This is a genomic window from Vibrio sp. 10N.286.55.E10 (assembly GCF_002872555.1).
GTDB classification, from domain to species: domain Bacteria; phylum Pseudomonadota; class Gammaproteobacteria; order Enterobacterales; family Vibrionaceae; genus Vibrio; species Vibrio crassostreae.
Genome location: NZ_MCSD01000012.1, coordinates 124,465 through 144,879, shown reverse-complemented (window position 1 = coordinate 144,879; position 20,415 = coordinate 124,465). Strand labels below are relative to the sequence as shown.

19 protein-coding genes are annotated in these 20,415 nt (G+C 45.1%); 8 read left to right on the top strand and 11 right to left on the bottom strand.

What is annotated here, in order from left to right:
* Nucleotides 1-41: 41 nt before the first annotated feature.
* The 4 genes from treB to gmhB all read right to left on the bottom strand — a co-directional run bounded on the left by treB (nt 42) and on the right by gmhB (nt 3,689).
* Entirely contained in the window at nt 42-1,466 is a 1,425-nt protein-coding gene (gene treB / locus BCV39_RS09445) for a PTS trehalose transporter subunit IIBC (protein ID WP_017069492.1), read from the bottom strand.
* Nucleotides 1,467-1,671: 205 nt separating this feature from the next.
* On the bottom strand, nt 1,672-2,616 hold the full coding sequence (gene treR, locus BCV39_RS09440) for a trehalose operon repressor TreR (protein WP_102432636.1): 945 nt from the start codon (nt 2,614-2,616) through the stop codon (nt 1,672-1,674).
* 89 nt (nt 2,617-2,705) lie between these two features.
* Nucleotides 2,706-3,041 carry an MliC family protein gene (locus BCV39_RS09435; RefSeq protein WP_048664565.1) on the bottom strand — a complete coding sequence of 112 codons (336 nt, stop codon included), beginning with the start codon at nt 3,039-3,041 and terminating at the stop codon, nt 2,706-2,708.
* A gap of 63 nt (nt 3,042-3,104) precedes the next feature.
* Entirely contained in the window at nt 3,105-3,689 is a 585-nt protein-coding gene (gene gmhB / locus BCV39_RS09430) for a D-glycero-beta-D-manno-heptose 1,7-bisphosphate 7-phosphatase (protein ID WP_198591311.1), read from the bottom strand.
* 207 nt (nt 3,690-3,896) lie between these two features.
* Between gmhB and metN the strand changes: the two genes are divergently transcribed.
* The 3 genes from metN to BCV39_RS09415 all read left to right on the top strand — a co-directional run bounded on the left by metN (nt 3,897) and on the right by BCV39_RS09415 (nt 6,495).
* Nucleotides 3,897-4,931: a methionine ABC transporter ATP-binding protein MetN gene (metN, locus tag BCV39_RS09425; protein WP_048661199.1), complete on the top strand. Its 1,035-nt coding sequence runs from the start codon at nt 3,897-3,899 to the stop codon at nt 4,929-4,931.
* Nucleotides 4,921-5,604: a methionine ABC transporter permease gene (locus tag BCV39_RS09420; RefSeq protein WP_017060764.1), complete on the top strand. Its 684-nt coding sequence runs from the start codon at nt 4,921-4,923 to the stop codon at nt 5,602-5,604. The genes metN and BCV39_RS09420 overlap by 11 nt, the downstream gene beginning before the upstream one ends.
* Nucleotides 5,605-5,685: 81 nt before the next feature.
* The gene (locus tag BCV39_RS09415) at nt 5,686-6,495 is read left to right on the top strand and encodes a MetQ/NlpA family lipoprotein (protein WP_102432637.1); all 810 of its coding nucleotides are present in this window, start codon (nt 5,686-5,688) and stop codon (nt 6,493-6,495) included.
* Between the two features lie 109 nt (nt 6,496-6,604).
* Here BCV39_RS09415 and BCV39_RS09410 read toward each other — a convergent pair whose 3' ends face one another.
* The 3 genes from BCV39_RS09410 to syd form a co-directional block, all read right to left on the bottom strand.
* On the bottom strand, nt 6,605-7,810 hold the full coding sequence (locus BCV39_RS09410; RefSeq protein ID WP_102432638.1) for a carbohydrate porin: 1,206 nt from the start codon (nt 7,808-7,810) through the stop codon (nt 6,605-6,607).
* A 396-nt stretch (nt 7,811-8,206) separates the two neighbouring features.
* Nucleotides 8,207-8,983, bottom strand: coding sequence for a Zn-ribbon-containing protein (locus tag BCV39_RS09405; protein ID WP_017630798.1), 777 nt, complete (start codon nt 8,981-8,983; stop codon nt 8,207-8,209).
* A gap of 4 nt (nt 8,984-8,987) precedes the next feature.
* Nucleotides 8,988-9,533: a SecY-interacting protein gene (gene syd, locus BCV39_RS09400; RefSeq protein ID WP_017089736.1), complete on the bottom strand. Its 546-nt coding sequence runs from the start codon at nt 9,531-9,533 to the stop codon at nt 8,988-8,990.
* Nucleotides 9,534-9,663: 130 nt separating this feature from the next.
* On the opposite strand from syd, the gene queF reads away from it, so the two are divergent.
* The 5 genes from queF to xni all read left to right on the top strand — a co-directional run bounded on the left by queF (nt 9,664) and on the right by xni (nt 17,035).
* Nucleotides 9,664-10,509: an NADPH-dependent 7-cyano-7-deazaguanine reductase QueF gene (queF, locus tag BCV39_RS09395; RefSeq protein WP_048658092.1), complete on the top strand. Its 846-nt coding sequence runs from the start codon at nt 9,664-9,666 to the stop codon at nt 10,507-10,509.
* Between the two features lie 57 nt (nt 10,510-10,566).
* Nucleotides 10,567-12,825 (top strand): tetratricopeptide repeat protein, encoded by a 2,259-nt coding sequence (locus BCV39_RS09390; RefSeq protein WP_048658093.1) that lies wholly within the window; start codon nt 10,567-10,569, stop codon nt 12,823-12,825.
* Between the two features lie 118 nt (nt 12,826-12,943).
* Entirely contained in the window at nt 12,944-14,509 is a 1,566-nt protein-coding gene (locus BCV39_RS09385) for a diguanylate cyclase (RefSeq protein WP_048664561.1), read from the top strand.
* A gap of 243 nt (nt 14,510-14,752) precedes the next feature.
* A complete protein-coding gene (gene ppnN, locus BCV39_RS09380) occupies nt 14,753-16,117 on the top strand; it encodes a nucleotide 5'-monophosphate nucleosidase PpnN (RefSeq protein WP_102432639.1) in 1,365 nt (454 codons plus the stop codon).
* A 144-nt stretch (nt 16,118-16,261) separates the two neighbouring features.
* A complete protein-coding gene (xni, locus tag BCV39_RS09375; RefSeq protein ID WP_102432640.1) occupies nt 16,262-17,035 on the top strand; it encodes a flap endonuclease Xni in 774 nt (257 codons plus the stop codon).
* A gap of 78 nt (nt 17,036-17,113) precedes the next feature.
* Here the strand turns inward: xni and rlmM are convergent, their stop codons facing one another.
* The 4 genes from rlmM to BCV39_RS09355 are packed head-to-tail and all read right to left on the bottom strand — an operon-like array spanning nt 17,114 to nt 20,114.
* Nucleotides 17,114-18,205: a 23S rRNA (cytidine(2498)-2'-O)-methyltransferase RlmM gene (gene rlmM, locus BCV39_RS09370; protein WP_017070491.1), complete on the bottom strand. Its 1,092-nt coding sequence runs from the start codon at nt 18,203-18,205 to the stop codon at nt 17,114-17,116.
* Nucleotides 18,202-18,600, bottom strand: a complete 399-nt coding sequence (locus tag BCV39_RS09365) for a DUF423 domain-containing protein (RefSeq protein ID WP_017632369.1) — start codon at nt 18,598-18,600, stop codon at nt 18,202-18,204. Before BCV39_RS09365 ends, rlmM begins: the two co-directional genes overlap by 4 nt.
* A complete protein-coding gene (locus BCV39_RS09360; RefSeq protein WP_102432641.1) occupies nt 18,590-19,213 on the bottom strand; it encodes an alpha/beta fold hydrolase in 624 nt (207 codons plus the stop codon). The genes BCV39_RS09365 and BCV39_RS09360 overlap by 11 nt, the downstream gene beginning before the upstream one ends.
* Nucleotides 19,206-20,114, bottom strand: coding sequence for a transcriptional regulator GcvA (locus BCV39_RS09355; RefSeq protein WP_017063339.1), 909 nt, complete (start codon nt 20,112-20,114; stop codon nt 19,206-19,208). The genes BCV39_RS09360 and BCV39_RS09355 overlap by 8 nt, the downstream gene beginning before the upstream one ends.
* Between the last annotated feature and the right edge of the window lie 301 nt (nt 20,115-20,415).

The following is a 20,415-nucleotide window of genomic DNA, read 5'->3' as shown; positions in this document are numbered from 1 at the left end:
AAAGCGATGGCTCACTTTGGAGTCATCGCTTATTTAATGCATTACGCGTTGGCGGTTTCTAGCTCGCCTTTCATCTGTGCTCGTTTATAGAAGAACAGTGTTAACGTGACGGGTAGTACAATCGCCACCAGCATCGCAATTAAGTAAACAGACCAATATTGCGGTTGAATCGATAAGATACCCGGCAAGCCACCAACACCGATACCATTCGCCATCACACCTGCACTACCACAGATTGCAGCCGCTGCAGCACTGCCGATCATTGCGCTCAGCATTGGGAATTTGTATTTAAGGTTGATGCCGTACATCGCAGGCTCCGTCACACCTAAGTAGGCAGAGATTGCAGCTGGAACCGAGATGTCTCGTTCACCTTCGCGTTTGCTTAAGATGATGATGCCAACAACCGCTGAAGCTTGTGCAATATTAGATAGCGCAATCAAAGGCCAGATTGGTGTGCCGCCTAAGTCTTGCATCAGTTGTAGGTCGACTGCGTTGGTTGTGTGGTGAATACCCGTAATAACCAAAGGTGCGTATAGGAAGCCAAATACCACTGAACCAAGAATCGCAAAATCACCCGTCATTGCTGCTTTAGCCGCGAATGCCACGCCATCACCTAACATACGGCCAAATGGACCAATGAAAGCGTGAGCTAAAATCACAGACAAAATAATCGATACAAATGGCACGACAACAAGGTACAAATAAGAAGGTACAATACGCTTAAGGTTAGTCTCAATGAACGCCAGAGCCACACCCGCTAGCATCGCAGGGATCACCTGTGCTTGATAACCGACTTTCTCAATCACGAACAAGCCAAAGTCCCACACCTCAGGTACCGATTTACCTATCATGTAAGCGTTCATCAATTGCGGGGAAACCAAGGTCACACCGAGCGTGATACCCAAAATAGGGGTTCCGCCAAGCTTCTTAACCGTCGCCCAACACACACCAACCGGTAGGAAGAAGAAAATCGCTTCGCCAATCAGCCATAAGAAAGAGTGAACAGTTGCCCAGAATTGGCTGATTTCAACGAGGGTTTTGCCGTCGAACATACGAATGTCGCCAATCACATTACGGAAACCAAGAATCAAACCACCAGTAATGATGGCTGGCAGCAGTGGTACGAAAATTTCGGCTAAATGGGAGATACCACGCTCAAGGAAGTTCATATTTTGACGAGCAGCCAGCTTCGCCTCATCTTTTGATGATGCCTCTTTACCTGTCTGTTCAATCAGAAGTGCGTACACTTCATCAACTTCAGTGCCAATCACAACTTGGAATTGGCCTGCGTTCGTAAAACAGCCTTTTACTAGCTTCAATTTTTCGAGTTCAGCTTTGTTGGCCTGCTCTGTATCGTTCAATACAAAACGCAGTCGAGTCAGACAATGGCTGACACTCGCAATATTTTCTTTGCCACCGACTAACTCGATAAGACGCGCAACGTCTTGCTTCGCTATCTTACTCATACTACCCCACCCTGGTTTCATTCAATTACTCATCTAAACCATGCAGTGATAACCACTCAAGATTCAGACTTATGGGAACATTCCCAATCACAGTTATTATAATGCCCGCACGAATGATAAATTTAAATGGGAACAGTCCCATTAATTGAAAGAGATCACACTCTAATTTTAATCTAAGCGGTTCAATTTCGCTTAATTGAGTGGATTATAGAATCGGAGATTGAGTGTGATGAGAGATCTCTGAATTGCCTAAAAGCTGAGAGATCAATAGATTAGCCGCCAACTTACCTGCAGATTGATAGCCTGGATCAATACTAAATACGCGAGGGAACAAGAAAGAGAGAAGATCATTGCCACCAACGCCTGTTACAACCACATCTTCACGTTGTAGTTCTTGTAGACGCTTGATCACGCCAAGAGCCAATGTGTCACTAGCACAAACAAGTGCTTGAGTTGTAGGAGTCAGTACCTCATCCACCAGCTGATAAGCGCTTTCATGATGAAGTTGGCCAGTACGATAGTTCGCAATCACTCCAGTGCTTTCACACCAATCGAGGTAAGCCTTAAGACGCAACTCACCGGTTGATTTATCGCTAGGATCAACACCAATAAAACCGACATCTAAGATACCCTGATCCGATAGATGCGCTAACGCACTATTGATCACCTGTTGGTTATCATAGTTAATCGACGTTACGTTCTCGGTATCCAGAGCGATAACAACGGCTTTGTGTTCCCACGCTTCGATCGCTGGAATGTCACAGTCCGTAAAGCCAAACACAATAATGCCATCAACGTTACGACGCTTAAGAACCTGAAGATGCTCGTTGGCTTTATCTCTATCGAGTTGGCTTTCCATGATCACCACGTCGTAATCCGCTCGATACAACTCAGCTAGCATGGTGCTAACGGCTTTGTTTTCAGAGGGAGAATCTAAACGAGAGATGATCACGCCGATGACTTTTTGACTGCCACCACGCATTGATTGCGCAGACTTTGAAGGCGTGTACCCAGACTCTTGAATTACTCTTTCCACCCTTTCACGGGTTTCAGGTTTCACTTTTGGATCATTGGTCAGAACGCGAGATACGGTTGACTTACCAACACCGGACAGCTTAGCAATATCGAGAATAGTGAGTTTTTTGCTCATAAAAAGTCTAACGTTAAAGGGAAGAGAAGAAAAAGTGAGGGTAGATTCCCTCACTTAACTGTTTGTAAATCTTAGGAGTTAACTATGACTTACTTTCGACAATTTTTATAGACGACACGACCAAGTTCTAGACGTGCGTTGTCACCTTTGGTACGTAAAGTGACGCTATTGATCAGTTCAGAGGTTCCATCATCTAAGATGTACTTCGTTCCTGAACCTGCCGCTATTTGAGTGAGGCGATATTCATTCTCTGGCAAACGTAATACCGCTTTTTCATTACCAAGGTAAGCGACCTTAAATGAAGCGTCAGACTCACATTGATAAGTCACGAATTGATCGTCCGATACTGCACCATCAGGCGCTGCGGATTTAGAACACCCGAATAACGCTACCGTACATAGAGATGCTATCAACAATGCTTTCATACTGCGTTCCTCATCTTTATATAGTGAACAACACTTATATCTAAGTGAAAGAGACTTAGTGTCTTAACCTTTTAAGAATGCTGGTACATCTTTAATACTGTCAAGCACGACACTTGCAAGTGCTTCACCCTTTTCAGTGATTGGCTTACCGGTTCTTACCAGTACTTTTGTGCCAACACCTGCCGCTTCTGCAGCCATCATGTCTTCAGCTTTATCGCCGATCATGACCGAGTTAGCCATATCAATCTTCAGAAAGTCACGAGCAGAAATGAACATACCTGGCTTTGGCTTACGACACTCACAATCTTGCTTGTAGTCACCAATACCGTGTTCAGCGTGGTGCGGGCAGTAATAGATGCCATCAAGCTCAACGCCGTTATCGACAAAGTTCCAATCCATCCACTGCGTCAGAGAAAGAAAACGGTCTTCACTAAACATGCCGCGAGCAATACCAGATTGGTTGGTCACTAGCACCAATAAATAACCCATATCTTTAAACGCTCTCGCCGCTTCAAACACACCATCGATGTATTCAAAGTCATGCTCATCATGTACGTAGCCGTGATCAACGTTAATCACACCATCACGATCTAAAAAAACAGCAGGTTTAGACAAAATTTTGTTCTCTATCAACTCTCTATTAATCATTAATTATTACACGCTTTATTTGCTTCATCACTATCTATTTAGTTTTGCGTTCGTTAACGATTTGTTTCTAGCTTATCAACACAATCGACGTTTAGCCGTCTAGACGTAAAAATATCTATTGACTTAGATCATAGAACACCATAGCATCGTCTGTAAATCGAGCGAGCTATCGAGATATTATTCTGTTCTACCTGCACGGGTTTCTCTATGATTAAAGTGAATCAAGTCAACAAGGTTTTTTATCAAGGCACTAAAGAAATCAATGCCTTAATTGATATCAACCTCCACATTCCTCAAGGTCAAATCTTTGGAGTCATCGGCTCTTCAGGTGCAGGCAAAAGTACCCTAATCCGCTGTGTAAATATGTTGGAAGCCCCGACTTCAGGTGAAGTGATTGTTGACGGTATCGACCTGACAAAACTCAGCAAATCTGAACTTAGCGAAGCGCGCCGTAATATCGGCATGATATTCCAACACTTCAACCTGCTGTCTTCTCGTACTGTATTTAACAATGTAGCACTGCCTTTAGAGCTTGCTGGTAAAGATAAAGCAATTATTGAAGCGAAAGTGAGTGAGTTACTTGAACTCGTTGGCTTAGCTGATAAGCGTGACACTTACCCTGCAAATCTAAGTGGCGGTCAAAAACAGCGTGTTGCGATTGCTCGTGCCCTAGCCTCTGATCCGAAAGTACTTCTGTGTGATGAAGCGACCAGCGCACTGGATCCTGCAACCACTCAATCGATTCTTGAGCTACTGCGTGAAATCAACCGTAAGCTGAACATCACGATCCTGCTTATTACGCACGAGATGGATGTAGTTAAGAGCATTTGTCACGAAGTGGCGATCATCGGCGGTGGTGAATTGGTAGAGAAAGGCACAGTTGGTGACATCTTTGCTCACCCTAAAACTGAGCTTGCGCATCAATTCATTCGTTCAACGCTGGATCTGACGATTCCCGAAGATTACCAAGCACGCTTGCAACAGACTCGTGTAAACAGCAGCTACCCGCTGGTACGCCTTGAGTTTACAGGCGCAACGGTTGATGCTCCGCTGATGACGCAGATTGCACGCAAATTCAATATCGATGTCAGCATCCTAAGCTCTGACCTTGATTACGCCGGCGGTGTGAAGTTCGGCATGATGGTTGCTGAACTGTTCGGTAATGAAGCAGATGATAATGCTGCTATCCAATTCTTACGCGATAACAATGTAAAAGTAGAGGTGCTTGGTTATGTCCTTTAGTTTCAACGAGATTGCTGACTGGATCAGCCTTAACGGTAACCTTCTATTAGGCGCAACAGGCGAAACACTTTACATGGTTGCTGTCGCTGGCATTGTAGGCTTCGCTGTCGGTATTCCACTAGGCGTGATTCTACACACGACTAAAAAAGGTGGCCTGTTAGAGAACACCAAAGTAAACAAGATTCTAGGTGCGATTGTGAACGTGGGTCGTTCAGTGCCTTTCTTAGTGTTGATGGTTGCGATTATCCCACTGACTAAGATGCTGATTGGTACCTTCATCGGTACAACAGCAGCGATTGTTCCACTGACAATTGGCGCTATCCCATTCGTAGCTCGACTTATCGAAAGTGCACTACTTGAAGTACCAACAGGTCTAGTAGAAGCAGCTCAATCGATGGGCGCAACACCAACACAAATCATCAATAAGGTTCTGCTTCCTGAAGCACTACCGACGATTATCAACTCAGTAACGATTACGCTAGTGACGCTGGTGAGCTACTCGGCAATGGCAGGTACTGTAGGCGGTGGTGGTCTAGGTGATGTCGCGATTCGTTACGGATTCCACCGTTACGATGTGACCATCATGGCTGTAACGGTAGTGATGTTGATTGTGCTTGTACAAATTATTCAATCAATCGGTGATTCATTAGTTCGCCGCGTTGACCACAGATAAAGACTCAACGTTTAAACGCAAACTATCTAAGACAAGAGTCGTCTGAACCAAATTAAATAGATTTATTAAAAGGAGATTATTATGAAATTTAGCCTTAAAGGTTTACTTACTATCGCAGCAGCAGCATCAGCGCTAGTACTAGCAGGTTGTGGTGATAAAGAATTGGATACTTCTAAAGTAAAAGTTGGCGTAATGGCAGGTGCTGAAGCGCAAGTTGCTGAAGTTGCAGCTAAAGTAGCAAAAGAGCAGTACGGCCTAGACGTTGAACTGGTTACTTTTACAGATTACGTAACACCAAACGCAGCACTGGATGATGGCTCTATCGACATCAACGCATTCCAACACGCTCCGTACCTAGATCAGCAAGTGGCTGACCGTGGTTACAAACTGACTATCGCTGGTAACACGTTTGTTTACCCAATTGCTGGTTACTCTAAAGAAGTGAAATCTGTCGACGAAATCCAAGACGGTGCTCGTATTGCAGTACCAAACGACCCTACAAACCTAGGTCGTTCTCTTCTGCTTCTTGAGCAACAAGGTCTTCTTGAGCTTCGTGAAGGTGCTGGTCTTCTAGCAACTGTTCGTGACATCGTTAAGAACCCTAAGAACCTAACAATTGTTGAACTAGACGCAGCACAACTGCCACGTTCTCTTGATGATGTAGCGCTTTCTATCATCAACACAACTTACGCGAGCTCTATCAACCTGACTCCACAAAAAGATGGCGTATTCGTTGAAGACAAAGATTCTCCTTACGTAAACCTAATCGTTTCTCGTGAAGACAACCTAAACGCTGAAAACGTACAGAACTTCGTTAAAGCTTACCAAACTGAAGAAGTGTACAACGCAGCTTCTGATATCTTCCAAGGTGGCGTAGTTAAAGGTTGGTAATCACCTAAACTGCAGCATCGTATAGATACCCGAAGGGGCTGACATAACGTCAGCCCCTTTTTATTTACGGCAGTTTTTTATGTACCGCAATTAGTTAAAAAGGCTCGACTTACCACCAAGCTTCCACTTGCATACCAACGCTCATTTCACTGTTTTTTCCTTCACCGAAGGCATTGTCGTTTTCTGCATCATTTAGGTAAGTGGCGAAGATACGAAATTCAGGACGAGACCAGAAACCCACTTGTGGAACCCAAGCCTGAGCGATTGTAAATTTACCACCCGCCCCATCTTTGTTATCAATCGTTTCTACAAAACCACCAATTTCAAGAATGGTACGCATGCGCTTGTCCCACTTATAAAGCGGACGGATTACAGCACTGAACGACTCGTCATCACTGTTATTCGCACCAACACCCGATGACGCGGCATAACGAACCGTGTGACCAAATTCGATGTTCTCACCGATAGCAAGCACACCCCAGTTAATCAATCGGAAGCCATCCGCATCGTTGTTATTTACATCACGAACGATGCCCTTACCTGTACCAAAGGTTGTCATCTGCTCCGCATAACCAGAGTTAGCCACTTGGAGAATGGTTTTGTTGAAACCACCCGCTAGTTTTTGATTTAGGCTGGCAGTCAGCATCACGCTATCATCCGCGTCCACCGTTTGGCCCTGCTTTTCATTGGCGAAGTTCATATCAATACCGACCTCAAGATCAGCATTTTTCCACAATGGAATACCCGCATAACGTATATCAGCAATCATGGCTGTGGTTTCTTTGCCATCAAACACATCGCCAGTAACCGTGTCTTGAATCAAAGCCACCGATAATTTACCTGGTCCCATATTGATGTGTTCAACCCCCGCACCAATACCGCTTACATCCCAGTAGTAGTTATCAACGATGTGAACATCATGGCGTTGGTAGTAGCGCTCACCCGCCCAAATACCAATATCTTTATCTTCAAAAAGCCCTACTGCTTGAACATTGAGTTGAACTACATCAACGCTTTTATCCGCCGCGTTCTCATCTTGGCCTTGCCAGTACGACAACATGGAATCAACTAAAAATGAAACGTCGTCCTCAGCATACACTTCTTTTCTAAAACCAAACTCGCCATACAGGTCATTTTCGTTGCCGAGTCGTCCAACTTTACTCACCTCCCACTTGCTGTTTGAGCCGCCTTCATTACTCAGGCCAACGCCTCCGCGCATGTAACCATTGAACTCCAATGGCTTGGTTTCATCAGCGTATAAATTAGGGGCAAGTAAAGCAGTAGAGAGTGCAGCAGCAATAGGTAACAGTTTCATCGTCCATTCCTTTCAGATCTAGAATCAGGTTATTTTTATAAATGGGAACACTCCCATGGGATCGATCCCATTTATATTGAGAAGAATATAAATTGAAAGAGAACTGATTGATTATTGTGATCAGGCTAACTATTGAGGTAACTAAAAGTTGATGGGTGTGGAATTATTTCTGTGAATACATGAGGACTACAGAGATAGACATACAGCACAGAATGAGCGTACTTAAGGGCGAAATAGATTCGACAATATTGGAAAAGCCCAATACTGATTAATGCTCAATATGGAGGTCAAAGAAAGAGAAACAGACGAGAAGCTAGCAGAGAGAAAACAGAGGAATAAGTATCGAAGTATTGATCAACACTTCGATACCTTGAATCGAAAATTAAGCTTTATGGATTACTTAAGATGATCCCAAGAGATGTTTGATACCAGACGGCAGTCATCACACTTGAAATAGAAAATATCGTGGATAGGCGCATCTAGCAGCCATTCGCCACCACATTGCGGGCATTTGCGCTCTTTTTCAGCTTTTAAGCTAATGCCACCCACGCGGTACAAGTAGTAATAAGTCGGGATCTTCGTGAGATATTCAATGCGTCCTCTCAAGCCCCAACCGCGTTTGAACAACACACTTTTAGTATCACTAATCTCTGTCAGAGTTGCGTGTTCAGCACGACAACCACCACCCATTTGGACTTCATCACAAGCTTGCCATTCAGTCTGCCATTTCAATACGGCTTTATGGTCACCATTGAAGGTTGGCGGGTTGCGATACAGAGGGATCGGCAACAAGCTGTCACCACTGCGTAGCGGCGAACAGGTATGAACGAACGTCGTGTACAACACCTGCCAGCTTGGCGCTTCGTCTTCGGCCACTTCTTCAGAGTTAAGATCTCGCCCCAGTAAACGCATTTTAGGCGCAAGCAGGCTCGCGTTAGACAAGCGATCAAAACACACTTTTACGAAATCTGAGTGGTTACGCGGGTGCAAGCTGTCTTGCTCTGGGCAGACAACGCGAACATAAAATTCGCCGTCACCCATCACGATAGGAAATTCACGACCCAACACTTGCCCGTTATAACGAAGTGCATCCATTAAGCCATTAACAGCCTTGTCGACAGCGCTTACCGTTGTGTTGTCAAAACACTCAAATTGAAGTTCTAGTACGTACATCTATTTATACCGCTGGTTGTAGCTTTTCTAAAAACTCTGCCAATGTCTCGGCTAGTACATCACGATTTTTGGTGCCTAAGCGCTCCAAAATCACGTTACCCGTTAGGTTACAGATAGAGATAACATCCAGCTCTGCATCGGTCGCGGCAATGAAAACCGTAGGCTTTAGCTTCAAGCGACGCTGAGTCACTAGGTGACCCAAAATGTTTTCTTGTAGGCATTCGAAGTCTTCATCACTCCAAATCTGTAATAGAGTCAGCTCGTTACCATCAAAAGTCGCATTCATATCTGCGCTGAATTGTGCGCCATAGAAAGTCTTGATGTCTTCATGCAGAGTCAACTCAATACCGGTTTCAACGTTGGTGAAATCCGCGAATTGCTCACGTGGATAGTGCTTCCACAACACGGCGTCGCCACTCTTTTCTTCTACGCATGGCGATACGATGTCCACCAACTCCTCATTACGAGGTAAGCTTTGGTGTTGCTGCTGCCACGCGTCAACGTATCGCTGACTGAAAGAAAGTAGTGCGTCTTGAGCACGTTGAGTCATGAAAATCTCCTAAACACATAATAATAAATAGAATCTGGGCCTTTCCTTGCCGAATAAGCGATGACTTAATGACAGGGTAATGGGGATTCAGTAAAATCGACCCCATTCTAATCGAATTTGAAACGAAAGTATGAGCAAATATTCTGACGCAAAAGAGCTAGCGGGTTTAACCCTAGGCCAAAAAACTGAGTACTCTAACCAATACGATGCAAGTTTATTGCAACCAGTGCCTCGTAGCCTTAATCGCGATGATCTTGCGCTAAACGGCGAGCTGCCTTTTGTTGGTCATGATATTTGGACTATGTACGAGCTTTCGTGGCTAAACACCAATGGCCTACCACAAGTGGCTGTTGGCGAAGTTTTCATCCCGGCAACCAGCCCAAATTTAATTGAATCAAAATCTTTCAAACTGTACCTGAACAGCTACAACCAGACTCAATTTGAAAACTGGGAACAAGTCACTGAGCGCCTGACCCAAGATTTGTCAGCATGTGCAGGCGAAACCGTCATTGTGAATGTAAACTCAGTAACCGACTACACCAACCAACCTATCGTAACGATGGAAGGCGAATGTATCGACAACCAAGACATCCACATCACTAGCTATGACTTTGAAGCATCACTGCTTGAGGGCGCTGCTGGCGAACAAGAAGTCGAAGAAACACTGCACAGCCACCTATTGAAGTCGAACTGTTTGATCACTAATCAACCGGATTGGGGCAGCGTTGAGATCGCATATTCAGGTAAGCAAATTGACCGTGAAGCTCTGCTACGCTATTTAGTTTCTTTCCGTGAACACAACGAATTCCACGAACAATGTGTCGAACGTATCTTCACTGACATCATGAAATACTGTGGCCCATCGAAGCTAACCGTATTTGCTCGTTACACGCGTCGTGGTGGTCTGGATATCAACCCGTACCGTTCAACAGAGCAAGATAGACCAAGCCACAACAAGCGTATGGCTCGCCAATAATAGGCATACAAACCACACACTTATTGGAACCTACCTCATCTTTAAAGGGACATTGAAATGCGTTGGTTATACGTCGTTAGCCTATTTATTTTAAGCTTAAGCACATCGGTTAATGCGTCGGTCTACTCGTCGGCGCTGCTCAATGAAGCCAATAACTTGGTTGAGATCGAGCCGAGCCAAGCAAAACAAATGGCCAACAGCTACCTCACGCTTCGTGTCCTTTCCGATCAACGCGAGAAAAGCCCTTCTGCTATTTCTCGCGAAGAGACAGACTCTTCTATTCGAACACCAAACAGCAGTATCGATGCGTATAAGATCTTAGCTAAAGCAGAGTACAACCTTGGCAATATTCGCATTGCTATCAAGCACATCGAAAAGGCCTCTGAGCTAGCGAAAACCTATAAGCTTGATTACCTAAAGCTGGATCTCCAGATCCTAAAAGTTCGCTTGGTTTGGCTTAATGATAGAAAATCAGCCAAAGCAAAATCAGAGCTAGCAGGTATTGAAGCAAACCTAGAATCGGTGAATAAAACCTTACGCTTGACGGAAGGCATCACCTATCGCTTGATCATGTTAAAAGCCGACATCGCCTCTTACGACAACAAGGTCGACGAAGCTGAGAAGTTCTATCAAGAAGCCAAAACCTACCTCGACCAGCGCTACTCTGAAAAAGTCACCATCGACTACCACATCTCAGTCGGTGAGTTTTATCTGACCCACAAAGAGTACAACCACGCGCTGTCTGAGTTGTTGTATGGCTATTGGAAATCAGTCGAAGGCAACCTGAGTTCACGCTTGGCCAAGGTAAACCGCCTACTTGCTCAGCTTTTCTTTGAGCGCCAAGTTTTAGATAAAGCGCTAGAGCACCTTTCTCAAGCTGCTGATTTCTATGATAACTTTGAAAACTCACCTGTCTTAGCGCAAGTGCTTAAGAAAATGGGTGACGTGTACTTCTATCAAGGGAAATATAACCTTGCCCTGGTGCACTTCTTCAACGTTCTTGATCACGAAAGTACTGACCGAGATATCCACGAAGTCATTGATATTCGCCTAAGCCTATCAGCGACTTACCTACGCCTTTATAATTACCCTTTAGCAGAACAGTACCTAACACGTGCCCTTGAGCTGCTGGAATACACCGACATACCAAAGCTGGAAGGTCGTGCCGCACTGTTATCGGCTGGGTTGGCTTATCACCTGCAAGAAAGCGAAGACGTGATTAAGCATGCAACACGCGCACTTGAGATCTCACGCCAGATAGAAAACATGCGCCTTTCACAACGCTCGTACTACTTACTTTCTTTAGGTTATGAGCAGGCTGGTCGTCCACAGCAGGCGCTAGCAAACCTCAAGCAGTACAACAGCCTTGTTTCTTTAGAGCAGCAAAAACTTAACCGTGTTGGCGAAGATGCATTCCGCCAACAGAAAGAGTTTGCCGAGCAGACCTTGCACTATGCAGGCCAAGCGCAAGAGCTAGAAAAATACAAACTGGAGCATCGTAAGTTCCAAAAAATATCGTTCGCCCTATTCTTGTTCAGCATTGTCTTGTTCTTCTTTGTGCTACGCCGAGGCTACCTCATTCAAACCTTGGCCAAAGAAGTGGACTCACTACGCACAGATCTCTTTACGCACTCGCGTTCGAAGCTTCCTAACCTAAGAATGCTCAATGCGAAGCTCTCAAACTCTTTGGAGCAAACCAGCCAAACCTTTGAGCAATGGCAGATGGGTGAATTGATTCATGAACCACTGAACGACCGTTTGCGCTTTGTGATGATTGATTTGCCGTTCTTGCGCAACATGTACACGCAGAACGGTTACAAAGCCGGTTTAGAACTGGAAGATGCTTTCGGTGAATTCCTCAAATCTAAGCTTGAAGGTCCAGCTCGTGTTTACCACTTCTCGGATGCGAACCTGCTTTATATCGAGCCCAACGCCGACCGTGATTTATCGCCTGAGGCCATGTTCAGAAAAATTCAATCTTGGGTGAATGACTTCGAAACAGAGCGTAACATCAACCGAACGGTCCGTATGGGCATCGCTGACTACCCGTTTTTACCACGCGCTTACACCGCAATTAACGATCAAGAGTTGCTCGACGTATTATTGATGTCGACCAATCTAGCTCGTGAGATCAGCCTCAAAGAGCGGAGTAGCCAATGGGTATACCTAAAAGCTATCGATAATGCACCAGCAGCGAGCCTTGCAACTGGTAACATAAGAGAAGCGTGTAAACATGCGATTAATCAAGGGTTAATAAAAATACAATCGTCGTACCAGAATGAGGACAACATCAAAAAAATGCTAAAAGATGACTGATTTGCGAGCGGTTAAGAGCGGCAAGTCGTGACCTTATTTTTAGTTTTGTTATTATCGATGTAACGGAATTTCATCAAAATGATCGAGATCGGTCTACGCGGCGCTAATTAATACATCTATGGGCATTCTTGAAAAAGACATTCAGGCGCAACTCCACCAGCTGAAATCTCAGTTGGAGCAGGTCCGTTTGACGCAAAGAGACACTTCGTTCAAGTTTATTAGAGAACAGAAAGTTCTAAAGCGTATCGTCACATCTTTAAGTGATGCATGTGTTGGCAGTAACAGTCATTTAGATGAAAATCTCATTGCCCTTAGGGAAGAGCTAGAAAAGCAAAAAGACATTAGCTCGATGATCCCAAAGCTGGCAGTATTAGAAAGGATGCTTAAGCAGAAAACGTTGGCTATGGATAAACAGAACGGATATCTGGACGATAGCATTAAGCACAGTGGGGAAACGCTGCAGCGCATAACAGGCCTTCCAGCGCAGCTTAAACGCGACCTACGAAACTTACTTAGCTTCTCCGAATGCAATGGCAGTCAAAAAGTCGATCATGCCATGAAACTTCTCGGTATTTATGAGCGTGCCATTAAGATTATGGCGAATAACTCACGCACTCATTTTGCCGACGCTACGTATTCTCCGGAACAAGAGCTCCTTTCCGACCTATCAAATGAATTACAACATCTGATCACTGAACTTGATTTCGAGGGTGAATCGGGTGATCTCCTTACCGATATTCGAGCGAAGCTGCTGCTTGGTGTTTCCACACAAAACCTACTTGAGTTGACACTTCAGATCCTCAAACTGGTCATTGAAGGCACCAACCTAGAACGTAAGAAGTCTGAACAATTTGTTGATCAGCTTAATTCATCTCTAGCTTCCAGCATCAAAACGGCAGACCAAAATACCGACCAGAGCCAAAGCTACTTTGAGCACCGCCAAGGGCTTAACTCTGAGTTAAATGAACTTGTCACTAAGAGCCAAAACTCTGTAGAGAAAGCAAAAGATATTGATAGTTTAAAGCGCTCGATTAACCCGCTGCTCAGTGAAATAGCCTCTCTTTCGGAAAGATTGAACCACGCAGAGCAAAAAGAACAAGCTCTAATAGAGAGAATGAATTACGGAAAGACTCAGTTAGATTCACTGTATGAAGTCACCCAAGATTACCGTAAGCGTTTGGAAGATCAGGCTCAACGCATGCTGCTTGACCCGCTAACAAAGGTTTACAATCGCACCGCCTTTACTGACCGCTTAGAGCTTGAGTATCGCCGCTGGATCCGCGCACAACACTCACTGCGCGTAGTACTGCTCGATATAGACAACTTCAAAGCGATTAACGATAGCTTTGGTTATACCGCGGGCGACAAAGCACTCAAAATCATCGCAAGAACCATCACCAAAGAAGCAGGCACCACTGATACTGTGGCGCGTTTTTCAGGTGAAGAATTTGTCTTATTGCTGCCAGAGCAAACTGATGAATATTGCCACCAGGTCATTCAAAACATCCAAACTCAAGTAAGTCGTTTGCCCTTTAAGTTCCGTGACCAACAAATCACGATTACCTTGTGTGCGGCAAGCACTCAGTTTAAAGAGTCAGATACACCAGAAGAAGTATTGGAAAGACTCAATAAGACGCTAAACAAAGCAAAACAACGCGGCACTAACCAACTTGTTTGGCACTAAGCCAACCTTAGATTTAATTTATTTCATTTTTTCAAATACTTATCACATACCATTTCCCTCAATGTTTGCTAAGCTAATGATTAACATTCGCTTAACAAGCATTCTTGGCAAGCAACGCTGTCGTATCCGTTTCGTCTGGTTAACTCTCTCCCACCTTTAACCAAACACTTTCAACGTTTGCTTCTCACTCTCGAGCCAGAGGGTCACTTCAACGTCCCCTGCTCTTTTCAACAAGGAGGCACTATGATCACTCATATCAGCCCTGCCGGTAGCATGGATTTACTCTCTCAACTTGAGGTTGAGCGTCTTAAGAAAACCGCGTCTAGTGATCTGTACCAACTGTATCGTAACTGTACGTTAGCGGTACTCAACTCAGGTAGCCACACCGACAACTCCAAAGAGTTACTCGACAAGTATCAATCGTTTGATGTTGAGGTAGTGCGACGTGAGCGTGGTATCAAACTCGAGCTGAGCAACCCTCCAGAGCATGCCTTTGTCGATGGTGAAATCATCAAAGGTATCCAAGAGCACCTATTTTCAGTGCTGCGTGACATTGTTTACGTCAACATGCACCTCGCAGATAACCAAAGGCTCAACCTGACTAATGCCACTCACATTACCAACCTCGTATTTGGTATTCTGAGAAATGCAGGCGCACTTACACCGGGTATCGAGCCTAACCTGATTGTATGTTGGGGTGGTCACTCTATTAATGCCACTGAATACCAATACACTCGCGAAGTGGGTAATGAACTTGGCCTACGTGAGCTGAACATCTGTACCGGTTGTGGACCGGGTGCGATGGAAGGGCCAATGAAAGGCGCGGCTATTGGTCACGCTAAGCAACGTTATACTGATCATCGTTACTTAGGGCTGACAGAACCTTCAATAATTGCCGCTGAGCCACCAAACCCAATCGTGAATGAGCTGGTGATCATGCCAGATATCGAGAAACGTCTTGAGGCATTCGTTCGTATGGCGCATGGCATCATCATTTTCCCAGGCGGCCCCGGCACGGCCGAAGAGCTACTGTACATCTTAGGGATCATGATGCACCCGAATAACGCCGAACAACCAATGCCGATTGTCTTAACCGGCTCGAAAGAGAGTGAAGCCTACTTCCGCTCTATCGATAAGTTCATCGGTGAAACCTTAGGGCCTGACGCGCAGAAACATTATGAGATCGTGATTGATGATCCTGCTCGCGCTGCGAAAATCATGAAACAAGCGATGCCAGATGTGCGCTCTCACCGTAAAGAGACCGGCGATGCCTACAGCTACAACTGGTCACTGCATATTGAGCCTGAGTTCCAACTGCCATTCGATCCGACACACGAATCTATGGCGGCGCTTGATCTTCATATGGACCAAAAAACAGAGAGCCTAGCCGCTAATTTACGTAAAGCGTTCTCAGGTATTGTCGCAGGTAACGTCAAAGCTGAGGGTATTCTGGAGATCGAGAAGCACGGTCCATTCCTGATTGATGGCGACAAAGAGCTAATGACCAAAATGGACCAACTGCTGAATGACTTTGTGGAGCAACATCGAATGAAGCTACCGGGTGGTACGGACTACGTGCCTTGCTATAAGATTGTGTCTAGTAGCTAATAATAGCAAGCGACTGATAACAGGTGACAAGCGTAAAACTAAACAAGTCCTGACGTATACGTCGCTAACGTTTCAACTCACCAAGTGATACGTTACTATAAGGGGCTAGCAGCCCCTTTTTTATTGCCTATTTAGTGGAAACTTATGTCTATCCATCTTGTTATTATCGATGCCTTAAACCTCATCCGACGCGTGCACTCTGTTCAGCCGGACCCAACCGATATAGCAAGAACCATCACCACGACAACTCGCACTCTCAATAAGATTCTGAATGAATCAAAACCCACCCACATCATCGCGGTATTTGATCACCATTTACAAGACCGTGGCTGGCGCGCAGATGTGCTCCCTGCTTATAAGCAGAACCGCAAACCGATGCCAGAGCCATTAATGAAAGGCCTTGATGCTATCCAACAAGCTTGGTGGGAATTAGGCATTGATTCACTGCTGTCTGATGGCGATGAAGCGGATGACCTAGTCGCAACACTGGCAAAGAAAGTGGCTGACCACGGAGAAACCGTCACCATCATCTCGACAGATAAAGGGTATTGCCAACTGCTATCACCTACTCTACAGATCCGAGATTACTTCCAGCACCGTTGGCTAGACAAACCCTTTATCGAAGCTGAGTTTGGCGTTAAGCCTGAACAACTGGCGGATTACTGGGGGTTAACAGGTGTCAGCTCTAGCCAAGTACCGGGAATTCCAGGTGTCGGACCAAAAGCAGCCAAAGAGATATTAACCACCTACCCAGATATTGAAACGGCCTACCAAGCAGAAGATCTACCGAAAAAATACCGTAAGAAGTTCGACGAGCACATCGAATCCGCTCGTGTATGTAAGCAAGTATCGGCACTCAAAACCGATATCGATTTAGGGTTCAATCTGCAAGATATTCGCTACGAAGCACACGCTTAAGTCGCTGTGACTCGATGGTATTGATACAAAAAATGCTCCTTAAAGGAGCATTTTTTCACTGACACCCTAACGTAAATATTAGTGCGGTGAGATGTTTGAAAGCGCCTGAATGTGAACCGTGATCTCTTCGCGATCGTGGTAAAGGTGCTTAGCCTGCATCTTGAACTTCACTTTATTCTCAATAAGGAACACTTTTAGGTTCTCGATATCTTGCAGTACTTCATCGTAACGGCCTTTCATAGGCAGTTTAAGGTTGAATAGTGCTTCTTTCGCCCAGCCTTTGATGATCCACTCACCCATAAGGTGTGCAACGCGCGCTGGCTTCTCAACCATGTCACAGATAATCCAAGTTACGTTCTTACGGTCTGGTTCAAACTTAAAGCCATCCACCATGTGGTGCTTAATTTGACCCGTTTCCATTAGGCTGTCTGCCATCATGCCGTTATCAACACAGTGAACGAACATCGAGCGCTTAACCAATTGGTAAGTCCAACCACCTGGACATGCACCTAAATCAACACCCCACATACCTGGAGCCAGACGCTCGTCCCACTCATCACGAGGTATGAATACGTGGAATGCTTCTTCTAGCTTCAATGTAGAACGGCTTGGCGCATCTGATGGGAATTTCAGACGAGGGATCCCCATAAAGAACTGTGAGTTATTGGTTGGGTAAGAGTAACCCACAAAGCAGTGACCCGGAGCGATGAAGCATAAATGAAGCACAGGCTTCTTAGCGTTATCTTTCGCTGTCATCAGGCCTTTACCACGCATCGCTTGACGCATCGGCACAGTAAACTTACGGCAGAACTTCAAAAGCTCTTTTGCTTCGTTAGTATCTGGTGTTTCGATACGGATATCACCACAACGAGGGAAACCTTCTTTTTCAGAAAGCGCTTCAAGAATTGGAGAGATACGGTCATCGGTTGGCAGGTCTTTGATTTCAACTGCCACTGCTAGCATCTGACGAGCAAAGATCAGTGATTGGAAATCGATCTCTTTGATCAACTTATCCGCTTCACCTGCTTGGTAACATTCAAACAATACAAAGCCTGTATTGTTCTTTAGGCGAGGAAAACCAAACACTTCCAGTTGTGTTGCCTTGTCTTGAATTTCGCCAGCACATTCTTTTTCAAAACCAGAGCGACAATAAAGTAGTACGTGTTTCACTGAGTTACCTCTTTTATATTCAAAGCAGCGAAGGAGAAGACTCCCCAACCAATGATAAATAGTAGACCACCAAACGGTGTTATAGGGCCAAACCATTTTATTCCTGTCAGTGCTAAGCCATAAAGGCTGCCACTAAAACAAAGGATGCCGATGATAAAGCAAATTGCCGCAATGAAAAAATATTTTTGTGATTTAGCGCCAAGTTTCATCTGTAGCAGAGCACCACACGCCAATATCGCTAGAGTATGGATAAATTGGTACTGAACACCGGTCTCGAACACACCCAAAAGATACTCTGGCAAGATAGCCTTCAAACCGTGCGCGGCGAATGCCCCAAGCATCACAGCGATCGCACCAGAAATGCCTGCAAAAGTGAGTAAATACTTACTTTTCATTGAGCACCTCTTTGATAAACGCTGACAACTTCTCAACGGTTAACGCAATATTCTGCTGTTCGGTGTAACCAGAACTCTTACGAGGCTTAAAACTATGGTCGCCATCGGGAATAAACTCAACTCGAATTGAATCCGATAGATTGAAGTCAGCAAACTCTTCACGCTTACCAAAGGTATCGCGCTCGCCCTGTAAAATAAGACATGGCTTAGCTAACTCAGCGAGATGTTCGCCTTTGTATTTCTCTGGTTTGCCCGGAGGGTGGAAAGGAAAACCCAAGCACGCCATCGCTGCCACTTTATCCAGTTCAGACAAATGACTCGCCATGCGCCCTCCCATCGACTTACCACCAATCACAAGCTTATCAGCGTCGCATTGCTCTATGATCTCTTGGTAGGCTTCAAGGAGCTTAGGGGCTCTGTCAGGTGGGCGACGTTTGCCATCTTCAGCACGCTTGATCATGTAAGGGAAGTTGAAACGAATCACTCGTACCCCTTTAAAGGCTAATCCTTTAGCTACCGACTGCATGAACTCGTGGTCCATGCCAGCACCCGCGCCGTGAGCGAAAATAAAGGTGATTGGGTTGTCTTCACCATCAATAATGACGTTATTCATCGAGTAAGTCCTCTTGTTCACTTTGCGCTTTCGCTAGCATCCAGTCACGGAAAGTAGCGATACGCCCCATGTCAGCTTGTTTCTCGTGACAAACCACATAGAAAGCGTTCTTACTCACCAACACTTCATCAAAAGGCGCAATCAAACGACCTGCTTCGATTTCAGGCTGCGCCAACACATTGTTACCAAGAGCAATCCCCTGGCCGTGAGCAGCCGCCTGCAGCACCATGGTTGAGTGACTGAAGATAGGACCGTGATTAACATTAACCCCGTCAATGCCATTTTGCTTAGCAAACTGTTTCCAATCCTTTCGAGAAGTATCATGCAGTAACGTATGACATGCCAAATCGCTGAGAGATTCTAATGGTTTAGCTCCTAGCAGCACGGAAGGTGAGCAAAGAGGGATCAAGTATTCTTGGTAAAGCTTATCGGCTCTAAGCCCTGACCAATTACCTCGGCCATAGTAAATAGCCACATCTACATCATCAGTCAGCGAACCTTCATCCATATCAACGGCTTTGATTCTTACATCAATGTCAGGTTCTTGCTGATTAAAGTCGGCAAGCCTTGGTACCAACCATTGAATGGCAAAACTCGGCGGTAAACTGATGGTCAATGCGCCCTTTTCACTTCGCTCAAGCACTTTGTCCGTCGCTTCTGCCAGTGATGTGAAAATATCTTTGATATCCAAGAAGTAGCTTTGGCCTTCTTCAGTCAGCAGCAAAGAGCGGTTTCTTCGGCGAAACAGCTTCAAAGATAAGAATTCTTCAAGCGCTTTGATCTGATGACTGACCGCCGCTTGAGTAACAAACAACTCTTCTGCGGCACGCGTAAAACTCAAGTGTCGAGCAGCAGCTTCAAACACTCTTAGCGAGTTTAATGGGGGTAATCGACGAGACATAGTTACTCTCTAAATAAGCATTAGTTTTTTTTATCTGAAACATTATAATTTGTCCATTGCCTAGCGGCCAGAGAAATTCTATATTTCATCCCGCAGCAGCTAGCCTGAACGGCTTGATTCTCTCTAGAATCAATTGGCTTAGCTCCTGCGATGTTGTGTTTGCAAACTCGTTCTTTTCGAGTTGGGTAGAGTTCTACCAAATGTTTTGTTGCAGTTCTATACTGAAACGAGGCATGTACTTCCTGTATTTATTTTGACCTGTCTGTCAAATTTGTTTACACCGCCTTATGGGCGGTGTTTT